This is a genomic window from Bradyrhizobium sp. BRP20 (assembly GCF_020194215.1).
Lineage (GTDB): Bacteria > Pseudomonadota > Alphaproteobacteria > Rhizobiales > Xanthobacteraceae > Bradyrhizobium > Bradyrhizobium yuanmingense.
On the sequence record NZ_JADYVY010000003.1, the window covers coordinates 424,057 to 439,355 of the forward strand.

Consider the following 15,299-nt stretch of genomic DNA (forward strand, 5'->3'; position numbering starts at 1 on the left):
TCCGCCTTCAGAAGCGAGAGCTATCTAGTCTGCGATAGATCAAGCGTGGTGGAAGAACATGCCTCAAATCTGGATGACATATGACGAGCTCGGCGCGCTTTGCGGCTGCGATGCTGTGGAGGCGAGGGACCGCGCGATCCATTTGTCGCTCGATCGTCGCAGGAGTCGCGACGGTGCCACGCGCGTCAAGCTCGATCTGGCGCTGACGGCCAAGTTCTTTGCATCCGTCCGCGAGGCGGATTTCGATCTCGACTGCGCCATTGAAGCGCTGCACGACACCCACCGGAAGATGGCCGAGCTCCTGGTTCCCTCCGAGCGTCACACGAGGCGCGGGGCGGCCTGAGCCGGCGCGTGATGCGCTTGCGATGGCTAATTCCCGCGAGCGTTGTCCCGAATCAGCATAAGCTCTGCGGTGGAATGTCCGGCAGTCCTCGGTGTTTTCATCGCGGGACCAACGAAATCCGCAGGAGGAAGTGCATGAGCAAAGCCGTGTGTCGACGGTCCGTGGCACTGTTGGGGGCATTGGCGCTGGTCGGAGGCGTCAGCGCGACGAGCGGAACGGCAGGTGCGGAGGTCGTGAAGCTGCGAGCGGAGCTCAAGGGAAGCAATGAAGTGCCGCCGAATAGCTCGACCGGGTCGGGCAAGGCGGAGGCGAGCTACAACACCGAAACGAAGGTCCTGACCTACCTCGTCACCTTTACCGGGTTGACGGGACCGGCGATAGGGGCGCATTTTCACGGCCCCGGCGAGGCCGGGAAGAATGCCGGCATCGCCCTGCCGTTCAAGACGGCGCAAAGCCCGATCGAAGGCAGTGCAACCCTCACCGAGGCGCAGGCGGCGGATCTGTTGGGCGGAAAATGGTACGCGAACATTCACACGGCCGCCAACCCAGGCGGTGAGTTGCGCGGCCAGATGATGAAGTAAGGACCGGGTCGCCCGGTCGCTCCGCCGAGGCCATGCTCGCCGTTTCAGGCAGGTGGTCTGGGCAGGAACGCCAGGATCATCTGGGCGAGCATGACGCCCACGGTGCCGCCCGCCGCCTTCTGCAGCACGTCGAGAAAGCCTGGATCGCGATCGGGTATCAACGCTTGCATCAGCTCCAACCCCATGGCGACTGCGATGACGAGCGAGCAAGCCAGGCTAAACCGTCCCGGCAGCAGGAACGACAGCAGGAAGCCGAGCAGGCCATAGGCGCTGAAGCGCTCGATCACGACGATCCAATAGGCCTCGTGGTGACCCATGAGCGCAGGCCGGCCCGACAGCTTCGCCAGCGTGGCATAGGCGATCAGCGCCAGACAGATGCTTGCGGCTGCTATGAGGTGGTTCCTGCGCATGGCGCCAACATACAAGGTTGGTCGCCGCTCCGGTTCGAAAGCCGAAAACATCGTTAGAAAGTATCGTTAAAGCCTCTGGGGGCCGGCCAGTCAGGCCACCAAAGCCTTAGCACCGGATGTCGCCGCATCCGGCTGCGCAGCCCGACGCGATTTGATGAGCTCATTGAATTTGGCGGCGGGCAGGGGCGGCGCAACCAGATAGCCTTGACCTTCCTCGACGCCGGAGGCGAGCAACGCGCGGAGCTGCTCCTCCGTCTCGATGCCTTCGGCGACCACGCTCATATTGAGGTCTTTCGCGAGCGCCACCAGCATCTCCACGATCGTGGTCGTCGATGCGTCCACCGTGATCGTGTCCACGAAGAACTTGTCGATCTTGATCGTATCGGCGCCGAGGCCCTTCAGCCGCGACAGTCCGCTATGGCCGACGCCGACATCGTCGATGGCGACGCGGAAGCCGCGGTCCCGCAGCTCGGCCACGACCGAAGCGGCGCGCGCGAGATCATCCAATTCATCGCGCTCGGTGATCTCGACCACGATCTGGCGCGCGGAGACGCGTGCCGTCAGAACCGTGCGCCGCAGTGTCTCGACGAAGCCGGCGCTCAGGAGGTGCTTGGGCACGACGTTCAGCGACAGCTTGAAATTCTTGTCGGCCCTGAGCAATGGCCTGAGCTCGGTGAGCGCCGATCCCAGGATCTGCCAGGTCATCGCCTGGATGCGTCCGCTGGATTCGGCGAGCGGAATGAAATTCATCGGCGGGACCACCGAGCCATCGCGGCGCAGCCAGCGCGCCAGAATCTCGCAGCCCTTGATCCGACCTGTCCGGAGGTCGAAGATCGGTTGGTAATATGGCTTGAATTCGCCGGCTGTCAGCGCCCGGTCGAGATCGGCCACTGGCCCTTCCATGCGGCGGTTGCGTGCCAGCAGGATGCCGAAGATCGCGCCAAGTCCGAGCGCCACTGCAAGCGTTGGCCAATAGGCCTCGTTGTTCCAGCTCGACAGCACCGCGTGCTCGAGCCGGATCGTGGCATGAAGCGGGAGCCGAGCGGACGCTCGCTCGAAGCCGATCGGCGCCGGCAGAGACTTGCCGGCCTCGGTCTGGAATTCGCCGAGCTTCTCGCCATTGCTCAAGGCGAGGATCACCTGGCTGTGCGCGCGCAGCTCGGCCGGCATGATGTCGAACAGGCTGGCATTGACACCGACAATGGCGACCAGGGCGGAGTTGCCATTGACGTCCCTGAGCACGCCCAGGGCGTCGCCGCCGAACTGCTCCACGCGGAACAGGGAAAGCGTCTTGTCGCGCGAAGGCAGCATGTCGCGGCGATCCACCCATCCCTTGTCGAATTCGAGCGTCTCGGAATAGGCCGAGCAGATCACCGAGCCGTCCGGCTTGACGAGGCGGACGTCCTTGATCGCCGAGCGCTGGTAGACGTGCAGGCGGATGGCTTGCAGCGCCGCCGGCTCGCAGCTGGCGAAATTGCGCCGCGCGAGCTCGTCCAGGCTGCCCGCAGCGAAATCGACCGCAAGCTCCGATCGGCGCAGAACCACCTCGGTGAGCTCATTGAGCTGATGCGCCTGGTGCTGGCGAATAACGGCGCCAGCGGCGAAATGACCCGCCAAGGCGAACGCCATCGTGCTCGCAAGCACGAGTGCCACAAACGGGAGGTCTGGTCGCAGCACTCTCATCCGGCTCAGGCGAAAACAGGGCGGGGCGGAAATTCAAGCAAGGCGTGGAGATTGATCCTAGCCAGCGGGGGCTAAGATAGGGTTTAACGGAAAGACCGGCCCGAAGGGCCCCGCCTGAGCAGTGCCCGGCCAATGGTCTGGCGGCTCGGGGTCAGAAACAAGCATGGAAAGTTGAGCAGTATGATCAGGACGTTAAGTCTCGTGATGGCGTTGACAATCGGGAGCTCTCTGGCCTCGGCGCAGGGGACCAAAGACACGCCATCGGGCACGCAATCCACCTCCGCGACGCGCAGTGGCACGGGCACGAATTCCGGATCCGACACGATGGGCGGCGCCTTCAAGGGAACGGGGACGCCCAGCTACGGAACCAGCCCAGGGATGGGGTCCCAGAAGAGGACGCAGAATTAAGTGTGGCGGCTGGCGGGGCACCGCCGGCAACCCGCTCAATCCACCTCACCGTCCAAGACGATGGCGGACCGGAACGACCCCGGGCTAAGGGCGGCTGGCCCTATCGATGCGGGGCCGTTGGACTGCAGCGGCCGTACATGAAGCCGAGGCGAGCGCCGGCACTTCTAAGATCAGCTCTTCTTTGCCGGCTTCGACTTCAAGGAAAGACCAAGCCGCAACGCCATGCGCTTGATCGCATCGGGCGAGCGCCCGAGAGCTTTCGCTGCCTGCTCCAGCGAGGTTGAAGACTTGGCCAGCTCGATGAGCCGGCGATCTTCCTTGAACGACCAGGGCCTGCGCGCCATAACCGAAATGATCCTCTCGTCGACACAACGACAAAGCCGCCAAGCGGACCCATGTTCGCTCGACGGCTTTGCTTGGGTGGGGCCGGGCTTGGGGGAGCCCGGTGCGAGATGGATAAGCAATCGCCGAAAGTTCGCAACAAACAACGCGGGTTAAGCTAACCTCTCAACCTTACCGCGATGAAGTTGGTGCATGGCGCTCCGTAGAAGCACGGATGCTGCTTCAGCGGTCTCGTCCGAGAGGCCGCTCCATACGTTCGAGAACGTTTCGCAAGACCTATCGTGCAGATCGCAACTGTGCCCGATGACAGCGCATCCAGCCGCTTCGTTCGAGGCTGCTGCCGCCGTGAACACGGGTTAACATCGCCGGCTGGATATCGCCCCCGAACGATGCGAGATTTCGTCGTCCTCCGGGCTCGTGGTTCTCGCGACGGCCAAAATTCAAGCACCACGTTGCACAAACTTCATCTTCCTCTGACAAAACTTTCAGCGCCGATGATCTTGAAGTCGTCAGAACATCACGTTGAAATGTACCGGGAGGAGCGTTCCGATCATTGGGAACATTCCAAATGTTTGCAATTCTGGTTCTGATTTCGATTTTTGCAGCTGGCTTTTGCTGCGGCTACGGCGTGCGGGCATGGCGCTCGCGCAGGCGATCGGCACGATATCGTCTCTATGCGCCCTACACGCCGGCGGCGATGGGCGCCAAGCAGAGTGAGCATCCGTCGTAGGCGCACAGCCATGTGAGCGCACACTGATCCTGCCGTGCGGCCGGGTCGGATAACCATGCGCAGTTAGGTTAACGGGGTGCGGCGCTTGAGAGCTTTGGAAAGGCAACCTAGAACGTAGCAATTCATGGTGAGAGTTTAGCCGCCTGTATTTTCGCGGCTCGCATAGGTGGGCGTGAATGGCGTATTTGATTGCTTTGCTGGGCGCGACTTGCGTCCTCGTTTTGATCGCGTTTGTTCGTGGCTTTGAGCGGCGGCTGAAGGATCGTCCGGGGCCTTGGATCATGAACGAGGGCCCTGCGAATGACTGATCAAAGGCACAACGCGCCGCGCAGATACTTCGTCGATGCCCAAGGGCATCGCGTTCTGATCGGCCTGTCTCCGGAAGAGACGGCGGAGTTCGAAGCTCTGGATCTTGCATCGAACGAGACAGGGCAATTTACATCCGAGGTCCGCGTGCGAAAAGGAGCCGCTGCCGACGGCGAGATCCGCTGGCACGAGCTCTATTCCAAGCACGCGGGAGCTTGGCGGGCATGGATTGCACAAAGCCAGACCGCACGGGCGCCGGATTCAGGATTTGTTAACTACGTCTGACCGATGGTACCCGCCTGGATCTCGTATGTGGGATGGCCCGGATGTTTCAGCTGTTCCTGAGAGCGCGCGCACACAATCTTCTCGGCTCCCGCCGCGAGGACAAAACCTTCAAGGCCCGCTCGGCCGAGCGTGACGCGGAGACCGACCGCGGGCGGATCGGTGCCGTTTTGGCCGCGATCGAAACCGCCTTGCAGGAGGCGGAGAGGGAGCAGGCCGGGCTCAACCGGCGTGTCGACGATGCGCTTGCCCGTGCCTCCGTCACCTTCGGGAACGGCACCGACGAATATCTCGAGCGGGAGCCGCTCGACAATCATCATCAGGATCTCTTCGCGGCCGACATCTCGAACGGCCAGCGCCGGCTCAAGGAATTGGCGAGCAGCATCGCCCACTTGAAGTTCGTCAAGACGGCAATGCTCACGCGCTTTCCGGATTTCAAGCCGCCGCAGCTGAACAGCTAGGAGCGGTGATATTTCTGCGCGCTCTGCGGCCGTGCTTCGAGACGCGGCTCTGGAGCATGGTCCGAACAAGTGCGCAGTCACAATTCAGCGCGCTTTGCCGTTTGGCGCCTCGTTCCTTTTTGGTATGGTCCGGCAAGCATTCACCGAGTGAAGGAGCAACGACGTGCCGGTCAAGAATTTGCGGACATTGGTTGGGCTGGCATTCGCTTTGACATTGGCCGTGCCGGCGACGGCGTCGGCCATCACTGCCGAAGTGGCGCGGGCATGTGACGCCGCGGTGGCCAAGGCCTTTCCGCCCAGGCAGATCGGCAACCCCGCAGCGGGGAGTGCCAAGGGAACGGGCAAAGACCAGCGCGAGTACTTCCAGAAATGCGTCGCCAACAACGGCAAGGTCGACGACATGCCGGCGGATGCGCCAAAGGACAGCAAGCCGGCCAAATAGGAAACAAAGGCTGCGTTATCGCCGCGGCGGCGGGCAGGGCGAGTAGAACGCGCCGTTCGCCGCATTGATGCGCTCGACGCATTGGTTGGGATCGGTGATCGTCCCAGCGATGGTGAAGTCATAGCCCATGCCCCTGACCACCACGATGTAGCGGCCGGGCGCGAGCGTGAAGCCGTCTTGCTCCGGTTGCAGCAACAGCATTCTCGACTGGTCGTCGATCGGACCTACCTTGTAGGGGTAGGACATGCTGCGGATGACCCAGGAATCGCCGGCGCTGACCATGGTGGCTTTCCCGCTGGCATCGACGCCCATCGCTCGCGAGACTTTTGCGATCACCCGAACTTCGGTCCCGCTGGCGTCGATACCCCCGTCGGGCCTGAACACGATGAATTTGACGTCGCCGTCCATCAACGTGGTCGCGCTCGGCGTGTTGATGGCGGCCGAGATCGCGACCCGCCGGTCCGGAATTTTTCCGGGAACCGGCTTCAGCTCGTGGAGCTGGCCCTCGCTCAAGGCGTAGACGCCGAACGTCGTCGGCAGGGGCATCGAGGGGTGCGCCGCCGGCGCCGGCTCCTTTGCGCCCTCCGGGGTTCGTTCAGCGGTCTCGCTGGCCGAGGGAGTCGGAATCGCGGCCGGCTGAGGCTCCGGGCTCTTGGCCGAACGTTCGGGCTGCGCCATCTGCGACGATGCCGTCAGTTGTGCCTTCAGCCGCGGCCAATACACGACCGCGGTGCCGGCGCCCGCAATGAGCAGGAGGATCGCGGTCAATCGAACGAGAGACTTGAAAGCGCCGCTCCGTTTGGGTTGGTCGGGCGATCCTGGCGGTGCGGCAGGACGCCGCGGCGTCTCGGCAGCCATCGGAATGGCTGATGACGCCGAGGCAGCGAGCGTCGGAATGGGCGGGGGGACGGGAACGTTCGCCGGTGGAGAATTCGCCACGGGGACCGAGGCATCCCTGGTCGGTGAAGACTTCTCGCTTCGCTCAAAGGCGCGTTCGACCTCTCGAATGGCGCGTTCGAGGACTTGCTGGAGCTCTCGCGCTTCCCGCGCATCGGCGTGGGTGAATTGTTCCAGAAGCTTGACGCGAGCCAGCTCGTAGACGACATCCCGCATCTGCCTGGGGTCGCCGGAGACTTCGCGGATCCGCTCTGACAACAGGCGGACGAGCCCGGCCTTGATCTCTTGCGCCTGCGAGGCGTTGGCTGCGGTGTCGCCGGTCTCGGTCATCAAGAGCGATCAACTAGCCCGGATAGTGCCGTTTCGCTAGGTTTTTTCACCCCGGATCGCGTCGGTTGCGGTGAAACACGCTGATGCTCCGGCCGCAAAGGTCCTGCGCGGTCGTTTCGTAGCGCTTGCTTTTGGGCGGAAACCTGTGACATTTCGACCGGCTCCTTCTTCCGGTGTGTGACCATGCGCGGCATTTTGACAGCAATGATGTTTCTGACCTTTCTGGTTCAGTCTGCTTCTGCACAAGGGACCAAGGATCAGGCCAACACGACTAGCTCCAGCATCGTGACGACGACCGACAAAAAGAAGCAGACCACCCAGGCTGCCTCGCGGCCTACGGCTGTCCGGAACGTGGGTAGCGGTTCTACCGGACAGGCGGCCCAAGGTGTCTGGAGGAATGGCAAGCTGATCGCGGTGCCTCGCTGAGGTCACCCGTGCCGCGGTGAGGTCGCGCAACGAACCGTGATGCCGTCGTGAAGGAACGGTCTTCGCCTCCCTGACGTTCTTGCTCGGGAGATATCGCATGAAACGAATAGTCTTGATCACACTCGCCCTTGTGGTGCCTGCGGGCGCCTGGGCCCAGGGCGTCAGCGATCCGTCGACGCCCAACCGCAATGTGATCATCGTCAACCCGTCGCAGCCCGCGCGTCCCAACGCGACGCCGAATATCCCGAGCCGGATCGAGCCTCCCGTGACGACTTACGGACGGGCCCGGCCCTATCACGGGAATACGACCCGGGGTAGCGGGTCGAGCCGCCGTTACTAAAGCGTTTTCGGGCGAAGTAGATACCCCTTCGCGCGTCGTGGGCCTGCCTATTGCGGGTTGACTTCGACCTCCAGAGTCGACGTCCCGGGATCGTGACGGTTCTTGCCCGAAATCAGCAGCGTGAACTTGTCGGCGCCTCGCGCTTCCCTTTCTGCCGAATAGCGAAAGCCGGACCCGACCACCGCCAATTGTCCCCGCGATGGCCCGCTCACGACCGACACGCTGAAGATCTGCATATAAGACCAACGCAGTCCCTGAATGCAGTCGGCGCCAGGCGCGATCGACATCGTCCATTTCACCGTGTCGTGCGACAGCGCGAACGGTGTCCGCTCCTTGATGCAGATGGGGCTGGCGTGAGCCGTGAGGGCGGACATGGCATACGCCGCAACGGCAACACGCAACAACGATACCAGGCTTGCACGCATTCTCGCCAACTCCATCGACAGATGCCGAAGTCTAGCAGCGATGGTCTAACGAGGCCTTAGAACGACGCTATTGTCCTTGCGGCGCTCATCCGATGCCGATCGCAGATAGGTCGATCATCGCTCGGCCTCTCTCCGGATCATGCCATACTAGACCTGTTTTGCCCGACGGATCAAGCCGGATTTCGGGAAATACGTAAGTCATTGATTCGGTTGGTGCCGGCTACTGTGCATGGGGTTGTTTTTCGCTTTTTGAAGGGACGGCCGCTGCGTTCCGAAAATGTTGCAATTGGCAGCCGCATCAGCTGAAGTTGCGGCTGCCGCTCGGCCCCATTGGAGTCATCGGAGTGCGACCCGTCCGCTGCAAGTCCCTGTCAGACCGCCGGAGACCGGCGCGTGCGCCGGTTCAGGCGGCCGTGGCGGCCGCTGTCGGATTGGCTCTTTACGCCTGCCCGCTCTCGTGCCGTGCTCAGACCGAGCCGGAGCCGTCCATCAACGACTATCTTCCGCCGAGCGAGCCGGAAGTCTCGCGCGACGAATGGCGGCAGCGCATCGAGGATGCGCGGCGCCGTGCCAAGGGGGTTGCGCGCGAGCGGCGCGAGCATCCGGAACTCTACAAGCCGGCTCCGGAAGATCCGGACCTCGTCGCGACCGAACGTCTGCTTCGCGACGACAGCCTGCAGCGAGGCGACATCGTCGCCACCAAGAAGGGCATGTTCGTCTACCAGGGGCGATCCGATCAGCCGCGCCGCGATCAGGACTTCGTGCCGGTCAACCCGAAATCGGTCCGCTGATTTAGTACCGCCGCAAGATCTCGTTGAATCTGGGATCGGTCACCTTCGTCGTCTCCAGCAGCAGCGACTTGCCTTGCGGCGTTGCCTGCACATAGGCCGCGATCAGCAGCGGCTCGTAACGCGAGCGGTTGGCCAGCGCCGACCGGATGTCGGATTGCGCCAGCAGCTTGATCTCCTCGTCGGTTGCCGCGGCGCTCGAGGTCACGGTGCGGACGCGTGAGAAGGCAACGTCGATCGGCACCGACCCGGTCAGGTACGACATCTTCACCGCAGGCGTGACCGCCTCGCCGGCCTGGGCCTGTAGCGTGCCGAGCGTGAGCCAGAGCGCCGGCCTGATCGGCGAAACTTTCAAGGCTGCCACGACAGCGGCTTGGGCCGTCTTGTTCTCGCTGGCCCTTCCGCCTGCCTCGGCCGACGGACGATGCAGAACGTCGGCGGCCATTGCCGCCGCATGATTTGCCAGGAGGTCGCCATCCCACGAAAAGGATGCCAGGCTGCCTGCCGCCGCGAGCTTGGCCTTGTCCGGCGGAATCTCGCCCGAGAACAAGTCGCTGGCGCGAAAGTTCGGCCGTACGAGATCGCCATAGAACGTCATGCCGGCGTGGAGCGCCAGCGCGATCGCGGTCAAGATGCCAATGGCGCGAAGCGTGATCACCGAAGTTGCGGCCTGAGCTTTCAAATTGCGAGAAGACTATCGCCTTGGATCGTCAACAGGGTCAAGTTGCCGGTCGCATAAGCGCCGGTGTCGATGTTGATGCGATTCGACCGGATATCGGGCGCGCTGACCGGCGTATGGCCGTGCACGACATATTTGCCGAAGCGCTCCTCGGAGGCGAGGAATTCCTCGCGGATCCAGAGCAGGTCCTCATCCTTCTGGCGATCGAGCGGGACGCCCGGTTTGACGCCGGCATGGACGAAGAAGAAGTCGCCGCAGGTAAAGGACGAGGGCAATTGCTGGAGGAAGGCGAGGTGCTCCGGCGGGAGCGCACGTCTCAGTCCCTCGATCAGTTCGACCTGCTGCTCGGCGGTAGGGTTCATCGTCGGCATGACGCCGTAGGAGACCAGCGTCAGCAGGCCGCCATAGTGGCGCCACTCCTGCAGGCGGGCCGGGTCCTTGAGCACCTCGAGCAGGAAGACCTCGTGATTGCCCTTCAGACAGACCGTCTCGTGCGACTTCGAGCGTTCGATCAGGAGATCAAGAACGGCGCGTGAGTCCGGGCCGCGGTCGACATAGTCACCGAGAAAGACCTGAATGGCGCGTTGCGGCGCCGAGCGGGCCAAGTCGGCGTCGATCACGGTTAACAGCGATTGAAGCAAGTCGGCGCGGCCATGCACGTCGCCGATCGCATAGACGCGGACGCCATCGGGAAGCCTTGGCTTGGTCTTCTTGCGAAAGCGGGAGGAAAGGCCCATCGGGTCGGTCGAATCGCATCCAGCGTCACGAGCGGAAGTCGTGACCGCTCTTAGCAGAACAAGTCACACATCGGTATTCTTAATTGTTTCCGACCGATGAGCCCGCATTTTGATTAAAGCCTCGCGTGGCCTTTGAGCCGTATTTCAAGAGGTCTCGCGTAGCGTCTCCCCAACAAGAACGGGGAGCGCGACATGCGCAAAGTTGTGAAGTTCCTGGCGGCCGTCGCCGCCATCGTCGTTGCTGCGGGGGTGCAGCAGAAAGCGGAAGCCGCCTTCGTCGGGGCGCCCCTGGGGCTGCGTGGTGCCATCCACTACATCAAGTTCGACCAGCCGACGCTGCCGCCGATGGCGTTCACGCTCTTCTGCCTGAAGTACAAGGACGAGTGCAGGCCGCGGCCGCAGCGGATCGTCTTCCGGGGCGGCCGCCTGAAGCTGACGGCCGAGCGCATGGCGCAAATGCAGGAGGTCAACCAGCGGGTCAACACCGCGATCCGTCCCGAGGCCAATCTGGAAGGGCTGCGCGGCGAGAAATGGCTGCTGCATCCGGCGAGCGGCGACTGCAACGATTACGCCGTGACAAAACGCCACGATCTGATCGCCAAGGGCTTTCCGGCGCGCTCGGTGCTGCTGAGCGAGGTCGTGACCAGCTGGGGCGAGCATCATCTCGTGGTCGTGGTGCGCACCTTCTCCGGCGATCTCGTGCTGGACAATCTCTCCGGCCACATCATGCCGTGGTCGAAGAAGCCCTATCGCTGGGTCCGCATTCAGTCGCCCAAGAATCCGAACTACTGGGCCTCGCTCGGCGACCGCGCGGTCTGATCACCCGCGCGCTATCGTGATCCGGATTGGCTGACGCTCTGCGATAGCCCCAGTCCCAAGATCACCGAAAGGCAAAGGATTGCTGCCGGGTGCAGCAATCCGGGACCGGCAAAGCTCTGAACCAGCGCAAACAGGACGCAGGCCGCGGCCGCCGCCGGAAAGAACGAGTCGCGTCCGCGCTGCAGGGCGCCGACGAACAGGCGGACCAAAGCGAGCAGGCTCACCGCGATCATGGCGACCAAGCCGACCCAACCCATCCCCGCGAACACCGATGTGGCCGCCGAGGGCGCCGTCAGGACGGCGCCGGCATCGCTCTGATAGATCCTGCCCACCGCAGGAAAAGTCCCGGCACCGGCGCCGAACCAGCGTGTATCGGCCAGCATGCGCTCGAGGGCGGCCTTGGTCTCGGTCCCCATCTCCGGAACGAGCCGTAGGAGGATCGGTCCGGAATTCTTTTCGAAGAGGAAGGTCAGCACGATCGCCGCGCCGATCAGGGCTGCCACCGACAACGCGCTCGCGGCCAATGGCGACAGATCCAGTCTGCGGATCACGAGGATCAGCAGGATCAGCACGACGCCAAAGGTCGCCGCGATGGCGCTGTTGGTCCCGGACAGCCCAAAGATCGCGGCGGCACTGACCAAGGCTCCGACCAGACCGCAAAGTCCGATCGCGACCGAGCGAACGATCGAATGATGCGTCTCCGCCCGTTCAGCGGCGAGCTGCATCACCGCCAGATTGAGCATGAGGCCGAGCCCGGCCAGGCTCGTCGTGAGGTCATGGGGGACGGATCCGGCAAGCGCCGGCGAGAGCCGATGCAGGTCCAACATCAAGGCGGAGATCGCGGTTACGCCGCTCAGCACGAACAGAACCAGCTCGGCACGGCCGCGGTTGCGGACCACCAGGATCGCGACGCCAAGCAATGAGATCGCGGCCAGCGCCAGCAGCAGCGCATTCACCGTCAAGCCGATATCGGCCGTGATCGGCCCGAGCGACAGGCCACCGATTATCTCGTGAGCGCTGGCCCAGATCGGATGCGCAACGCGCAGCGGAAGCGGAGCGAGCTGGGCCGCGATGCACAGCGGAATGGCGAGCAGAATCCAGCGGCCCCAGGAGGTCGCACGAAGATAGTGCTCGTAGTCGGCCTTGCGCGAGCTCGAGGCCGCGGCCAGCAGGCCTAGCGCTGCGGCGATCGACCCCAGCTGCGCGCCCAATGAGGCGCCGGCGATTTCGAGAGCGGAAGCGGAAACGATGGAGACGATGAGGGCAAAATAAGCGAGGGACAAACGGCGCGCTCGAAGCGAATCCTGAAACGGTCAGGTCACCATACAAGCGGGCGGTGCGTTTTCAAACAGAGGCTTGCGTTGCGATCAGCGCGTGGCCTTGACCGGCCGACCGAAGACGCGGGTGGCGCGTGCGGCGGCAAGGGCAAAGCGCGCCCCCGAGCCGAAGAGGTAACCGCCTTGGAGGGCGATGGCGGCGAACGCCGCAGCCTTTATGCCGTCAAGGAAGCCCAGGCTGGTCATCATGCTGACCGGCAGCATGGTGAGCACCAGCGCAAATGTGACCGGCAGGAGCACGAACACGCGAAAGCGTTGGCCCAGCACGGCACCTGTGAGAAAGCTGAAAATCAAAAAGGCGGTCATCCGAAACACTCTCCGTGCTCCGGACCCTAGATTCCCCGCCTAAAAAGACCCTTAAGTTGTATGGCTAAATTTAGCCTATTGGCCGCAATTTGCCAGCAGCGCATGATAGGCCTCCCGCAGTCCGTTGAGCGCCACCATCCCCTTGATCTCGCTGTCGCCTTCCCTGACCACCACGGACAGGGAGGCCGTCGTCTGCCACTTCCCGGCGGCAAAGGCCGAGACCTCGTCGGGCAACAGCACGGCCGCTCCCGCGGCCGCCATACTTCCCTCGAAGCTCAGGGTGCCGCCGCCGCTCGCCGCGATGGTCACCTTGGGGCGGCTCCGGGGCGGGAAGGGCCGGATCAAGGCCACCAGCACATCGACCTTGCCCTTCGGGGCGCAGCGCACGATCAGGCCGGCGAAGTCCGGGTCCGATTGGGTGGTGTCGGCAGTCTTCATGATGGCCGCGAAGCTCTCGCCGTCCTTGGCCCCTTGGGTCCGGGTGAATTTCCAGACGGACGTGGATGCAGGGGCGGCGACCTCAATAACGGCGCCGCGGCACAACGACCCCGCGCTGCCAAGGCAGGGGACAGCGGCGCGATCGGCGGCGCCAAAGAGGGAGCCCGCCAACAGCGGGATCAGAAGGAGGCCAGACACGGGGTTCCTATCCTTAACAAAAGCCTTGCACTCGACACACTACGCCTCGACAGGGGCTCATTGCCCTCTGACCGGGCACACGAAATACAACAAATGGTCACAAAGACTTAAACCAAGCCCCAAAGAGTGGCCTGCACGCAACACTGGCCGACGGATCGCTCCGTTAACCACCGGGAACCCTTGTCGCACCACCCCCTAGGCCGTACCAATTCACGTCACTTGGGGACCCACGGGCGCGATTCATGTCATCTATTGCCAAGACCTATGTGTTGAAGCCAGCTTTTCTGCTGGCCGCTTTAGCGCTCGGGGCCTGCTCGACCAATCCCGGCTCGGGACCGCTCACCGACGACGTCAACAACAAGATCCAGACGGAAAACGCGCCGGCCTACGAGCTGGTGCCGCTCAATCCGGCGACCGTGAAGATCCTGCACACCCATGAGCCCAAGGGCCTTGCAGGCGTGTTCACCGACCGCCGCCCGCCTGCCAGCATCGTGTTCGGCATCGGCGACGTCGTCAGCGTCACCATCTTCGAAGCCGCGGCGGGCGGTCTGTTCATCCCGGCGGAAGCCGGTGTCCGCCCGGGTAACTATGTGACGATCCCGGATCAGTCGGTCGACAATGACGGCTTCATCACCGTGCCCTATGCCGGTCAGATCAAGGCCGCAGGCCTGACGGCCGTCCAAATCCAGCGCGCGATCGTCGAGAGGATCGGCAACCGCGCCATCGAGCCGCAGGCGGTCGTGGCGATGTCCTCGCAGCGCACCCAGCTGATCAGCGTGCTCGGCGAGGTCAATTCGCCGGCGCGTTATCCCGCGAGCGCGGCGGGCGCGAAGGATCGCGTGCTCGATGCGATCACCCGCGCCGGCGGTATCAAGGGCCAGGGCTTCGAGACCTGGGTCATGCTGGAGCGTGGCGGACGGCGGGCCACCGTGCCGTTCGAGAATCTCGTGATGGCGCCCGAGAACAACGTCTATGTGCGGCCCGACGACAGCATCTACGTCTACCGCGAGCAGCAGAAGTTCCTGGCGTTCGGCGCCAGCGGCCAGAGCGGCGAGTTCAACTTCGACGCCTGGCGCATCAACCTCGGCGAAGCCGTCGGCAAGGCCGGCGGCCTCTTGGACGGCCAGGCCGATCCGGCTGCCGTGTATCTCTATCGCCGCGAGCCGCGCGAGGTCGCTGCCCAGCTCGGCATCGACGTGAGCAAGTACACCTCGGAGACGATCCCGGTCATCTTCAACGTGAACTTCCGCGATCCGGGCGGCTTCTTCCTGGCCACCAAGGTCATGATGAAGAACGGCGACATCATCTATGTCTCGAACTCGCGCAACGTCGAAGTTGCCAAGTTCCTGAACTACCTGCGTGTGATCATGGCGACCGGCAGCGATGGCATCAATCTCGCCAACGACGCCCTGATCTTCCGCAACAACATCAAGCTGGCGCCGTAAGACGCCGACTTGATCGACCAAATCGATGGCACCGGGGCTTTGTCCCGGTGCCATTTTCGTTTAGCGGTCCAATCGGTATTGTCGCCGGCCGGCGGGCCGGTTCGGATCAAGGCGTCATCGAGTAGAACGCGCCCGCCGCCGGTCAT

19 protein-coding genes are annotated in these 15,299 nt (G+C 63.4%); 9 read left to right on the forward strand and 10 right to left on the reverse strand.

Annotation, left to right across the window (positions count from 1 at the left end):
- Positions 1–58: 58 nt before the first annotated feature.
- Complete coding sequence (locus tag I6F33_RS10985; RefSeq protein WP_036011293.1) at positions 59–343, forward strand: hypothetical protein; 285 nt, start codon at positions 59–61, stop codon at positions 341–343.
- A 134-nt stretch (positions 344–477) separates the two neighbouring features.
- Complete coding sequence (locus I6F33_RS10990) at positions 478–924, forward strand: CHRD domain-containing protein (RefSeq protein ID WP_036026578.1); 447 nt, start codon at positions 478–480, stop codon at positions 922–924.
- A gap of 44 nt (positions 925–968) precedes the next feature.
- On the opposite strand, the gene I6F33_RS10995 is transcribed toward I6F33_RS10990, so the two are convergent.
- From I6F33_RS10995 to I6F33_RS11005, 3 genes are all read right to left on the reverse strand, one after another.
- The gene (locus I6F33_RS10995) at positions 969–1,334 is read right to left on the reverse strand and encodes an antibiotic resistance protein VanZ (RefSeq protein ID WP_036011287.1); all 366 of its coding nucleotides are present in this window, start codon (positions 1,332–1,334) and stop codon (positions 969–971) included.
- Positions 1,335–1,424: 90 nt separating this feature from the next.
- Positions 1,425–2,963, reverse strand: a complete 1,539-nt coding sequence (locus tag I6F33_RS11000; RefSeq protein WP_225142429.1) for an EAL domain-containing protein — start codon at positions 2,961–2,963, stop codon at positions 1,425–1,427.
- 632 nt (positions 2,964–3,595) lie between these two features.
- Positions 3,596–3,769, reverse strand: a complete 174-nt coding sequence (locus I6F33_RS11005; protein WP_167361675.1) for a hypothetical protein — start codon at positions 3,767–3,769, stop codon at positions 3,596–3,598.
- A 1,360-nt stretch (positions 3,770–5,129) separates the two neighbouring features.
- On the opposite strand from I6F33_RS11005, the gene I6F33_RS11010 reads away from it, so the two are divergent.
- Both I6F33_RS11010 and I6F33_RS11015 read left to right on the forward strand, forming a co-directional pair.
- Positions 5,130–5,546 (forward strand): hypothetical protein, encoded by a 417-nt coding sequence (locus I6F33_RS11010; protein WP_036011274.1) that lies wholly within the window; start codon positions 5,130–5,132, stop codon positions 5,544–5,546.
- 163 nt (positions 5,547–5,709) lie between these two features.
- Positions 5,710–5,988 carry a hypothetical protein gene (locus tag I6F33_RS11015; RefSeq protein WP_225112340.1) on the forward strand — a complete coding sequence of 93 codons (279 nt, stop codon included), beginning with the start codon at positions 5,710–5,712 and terminating at the stop codon, positions 5,986–5,988.
- A 15-nt stretch (positions 5,989–6,003) separates the two neighbouring features.
- Here the strand turns inward: I6F33_RS11015 and I6F33_RS11020 are convergent, their stop codons facing one another.
- Complete coding sequence (locus I6F33_RS11020; RefSeq protein WP_036011269.1) at positions 6,004–7,215, reverse strand: hypothetical protein; 1,212 nt, start codon at positions 7,213–7,215, stop codon at positions 6,004–6,006.
- A 183-nt stretch (positions 7,216–7,398) separates the two neighbouring features.
- On the opposite strand from I6F33_RS11020, the gene I6F33_RS11025 reads away from it, so the two are divergent.
- A complete protein-coding gene (locus I6F33_RS11025) occupies positions 7,399–7,641 on the forward strand; it encodes a hypothetical protein (RefSeq protein WP_057026181.1) in 243 nt (80 codons plus the stop codon).
- A 97-nt stretch (positions 7,642–7,738) separates the two neighbouring features.
- A complete protein-coding gene (locus tag I6F33_RS11030) occupies positions 7,739–7,981 on the forward strand; it encodes a hypothetical protein (RefSeq protein ID WP_128262894.1) in 243 nt (80 codons plus the stop codon).
- Between the two features lie 47 nt (positions 7,982–8,028).
- Here the strand turns inward: I6F33_RS11030 and I6F33_RS11035 are convergent, their stop codons facing one another.
- Positions 8,029–8,406, reverse strand: a complete 378-nt coding sequence (locus I6F33_RS11035) for a hypothetical protein (protein WP_225142431.1) — start codon at positions 8,404–8,406, stop codon at positions 8,029–8,031.
- 413 nt (positions 8,407–8,819) lie between these two features.
- Between I6F33_RS11035 and I6F33_RS11040 the strand changes: the two genes are divergently transcribed.
- A complete protein-coding gene (locus tag I6F33_RS11040) occupies positions 8,820–9,197 on the forward strand; it encodes a hypothetical protein (protein WP_036011263.1) in 378 nt (125 codons plus the stop codon).
- A 1-nt stretch (position 9,198) separates the two neighbouring features.
- On the opposite strand, the gene I6F33_RS11045 is transcribed toward I6F33_RS11040, so the two are convergent.
- Positions 9,199–9,852, reverse strand: coding sequence for a hypothetical protein (locus I6F33_RS11045; RefSeq protein ID WP_036035501.1), 654 nt, complete (start codon positions 9,850–9,852; stop codon positions 9,199–9,201).
- Between the two features lie 20 nt (positions 9,853–9,872).
- Positions 9,873–10,610 (reverse strand): metallophosphoesterase family protein, encoded by a 738-nt coding sequence (locus tag I6F33_RS11050; protein ID WP_225142433.1) that lies wholly within the window; start codon positions 10,608–10,610, stop codon positions 9,873–9,875.
- Between the two features lie 192 nt (positions 10,611–10,802).
- Here I6F33_RS11050 and I6F33_RS11055 point away from each other — a divergent pair, with 192 nt between their 5' ends.
- Positions 10,803–11,429 carry a transglutaminase-like cysteine peptidase gene (locus tag I6F33_RS11055; protein ID WP_057026184.1) on the forward strand — a complete coding sequence of 209 codons (627 nt, stop codon included), beginning with the start codon at positions 10,803–10,805 and terminating at the stop codon, positions 11,427–11,429.
- 11 nt (positions 11,430–11,440) lie between these two features.
- Here the strand turns inward: I6F33_RS11055 and I6F33_RS11060 are convergent, their stop codons facing one another.
- From I6F33_RS11060 to I6F33_RS11070, 3 genes are all read right to left on the reverse strand, one after another.
- A complete protein-coding gene (locus I6F33_RS11060; protein WP_225142435.1) occupies positions 11,441–12,712 on the reverse strand; it encodes a hypothetical protein in 1,272 nt (423 codons plus the stop codon).
- A gap of 84 nt (positions 12,713–12,796) precedes the next feature.
- On the reverse strand, positions 12,797–13,072 hold the full coding sequence (locus tag I6F33_RS11065; RefSeq protein WP_225112347.1) for a hypothetical protein: 276 nt from the start codon (positions 13,070–13,072) through the stop codon (positions 12,797–12,799).
- Between the two features lie 75 nt (positions 13,073–13,147).
- On the reverse strand, positions 13,148–13,708 hold the full coding sequence (locus I6F33_RS11070; RefSeq protein ID WP_225142437.1) for a hypothetical protein: 561 nt from the start codon (positions 13,706–13,708) through the stop codon (positions 13,148–13,150).
- 242 nt (positions 13,709–13,950) lie between these two features.
- Between I6F33_RS11070 and I6F33_RS11075 the strand changes: the two genes are divergently transcribed.
- Complete coding sequence (locus tag I6F33_RS11075; RefSeq protein WP_225142439.1) at positions 13,951–15,153, forward strand: polysaccharide biosynthesis/export family protein; 1,203 nt, start codon at positions 13,951–13,953, stop codon at positions 15,151–15,153.
- The last annotated feature ends 146 nt before the right edge of the window (positions 15,154–15,299 follow it).

Coding starts and splice junctions, on each gene's coding strand:
- I6F33_RS10985 (WP_036011293.1), top strand. CDS start 59: ATGCCTCAAATCTGGATGACATATGACGAGCTCGGCGCGCTTTGCGGC.
- I6F33_RS10990 (WP_036026578.1), top strand. CDS start 478: ATGAGCAAAGCCGTGTGTCGACGGTCCGTGGCACTGTTGGGGGCATTG.
- I6F33_RS10995 (WP_036011287.1), bottom strand. CDS start 1,334: ATGCGCAGGAACCACCTCATAGCAGCCGCAAGCATCTGTCTGGCGCTG.
- I6F33_RS11000 (WP_225142429.1), bottom strand. CDS start 2,963: ATGGCGTTCGCCTTGGCGGGTCATTTCGCCGCTGGCGCCGTTATTCGC.
- I6F33_RS11005 (WP_167361675.1), bottom strand. CDS start 3,769: ATGGCGCGCAGGCCCTGGTCGTTCAAGGAAGATCGCCGGCTCATCGAG.
- I6F33_RS11010 (WP_036011274.1), top strand. CDS start 5,130: ATGTTTCAGCTGTTCCTGAGAGCGCGCGCACACAATCTTCTCGGCTCC.
- I6F33_RS11020 (WP_036011269.1), bottom strand. CDS start 7,215: ATGACCGAGACCGGCGACACCGCAGCCAACGCCTCGCAGGCGCAAGAG.
- I6F33_RS11025 (WP_057026181.1), top strand. CDS start 7,399: ATGCGCGGCATTTTGACAGCAATGATGTTTCTGACCTTTCTGGTTCAG.
- I6F33_RS11030 (WP_128262894.1), top strand. CDS start 7,739: ATGAAACGAATAGTCTTGATCACACTCGCCCTTGTGGTGCCTGCGGGC.
- I6F33_RS11035 (WP_225142431.1), bottom strand. CDS start 8,406: ATGCGTGCAAGCCTGGTATCGTTGTTGCGTGTTGCCGTTGCGGCGTAT.
- I6F33_RS11050 (WP_225142433.1), bottom strand. CDS start 10,610: ATGGGCCTTTCCTCCCGCTTTCGCAAGAAGACCAAGCCAAGGCTTCCC.
- I6F33_RS11055 (WP_057026184.1), top strand. CDS start 10,803: ATGCGCAAAGTTGTGAAGTTCCTGGCGGCCGTCGCCGCCATCGTCGTT.
- I6F33_RS11065 (WP_225112347.1), bottom strand. CDS start 13,072: ATGACCGCCTTTTTGATTTTCAGCTTTCTCACAGGTGCCGTGCTGGGC.
- I6F33_RS11075 (WP_225142439.1), top strand. CDS start 13,951: ATGTCATCTATTGCCAAGACCTATGTGTTGAAGCCAGCTTTTCTGCTG.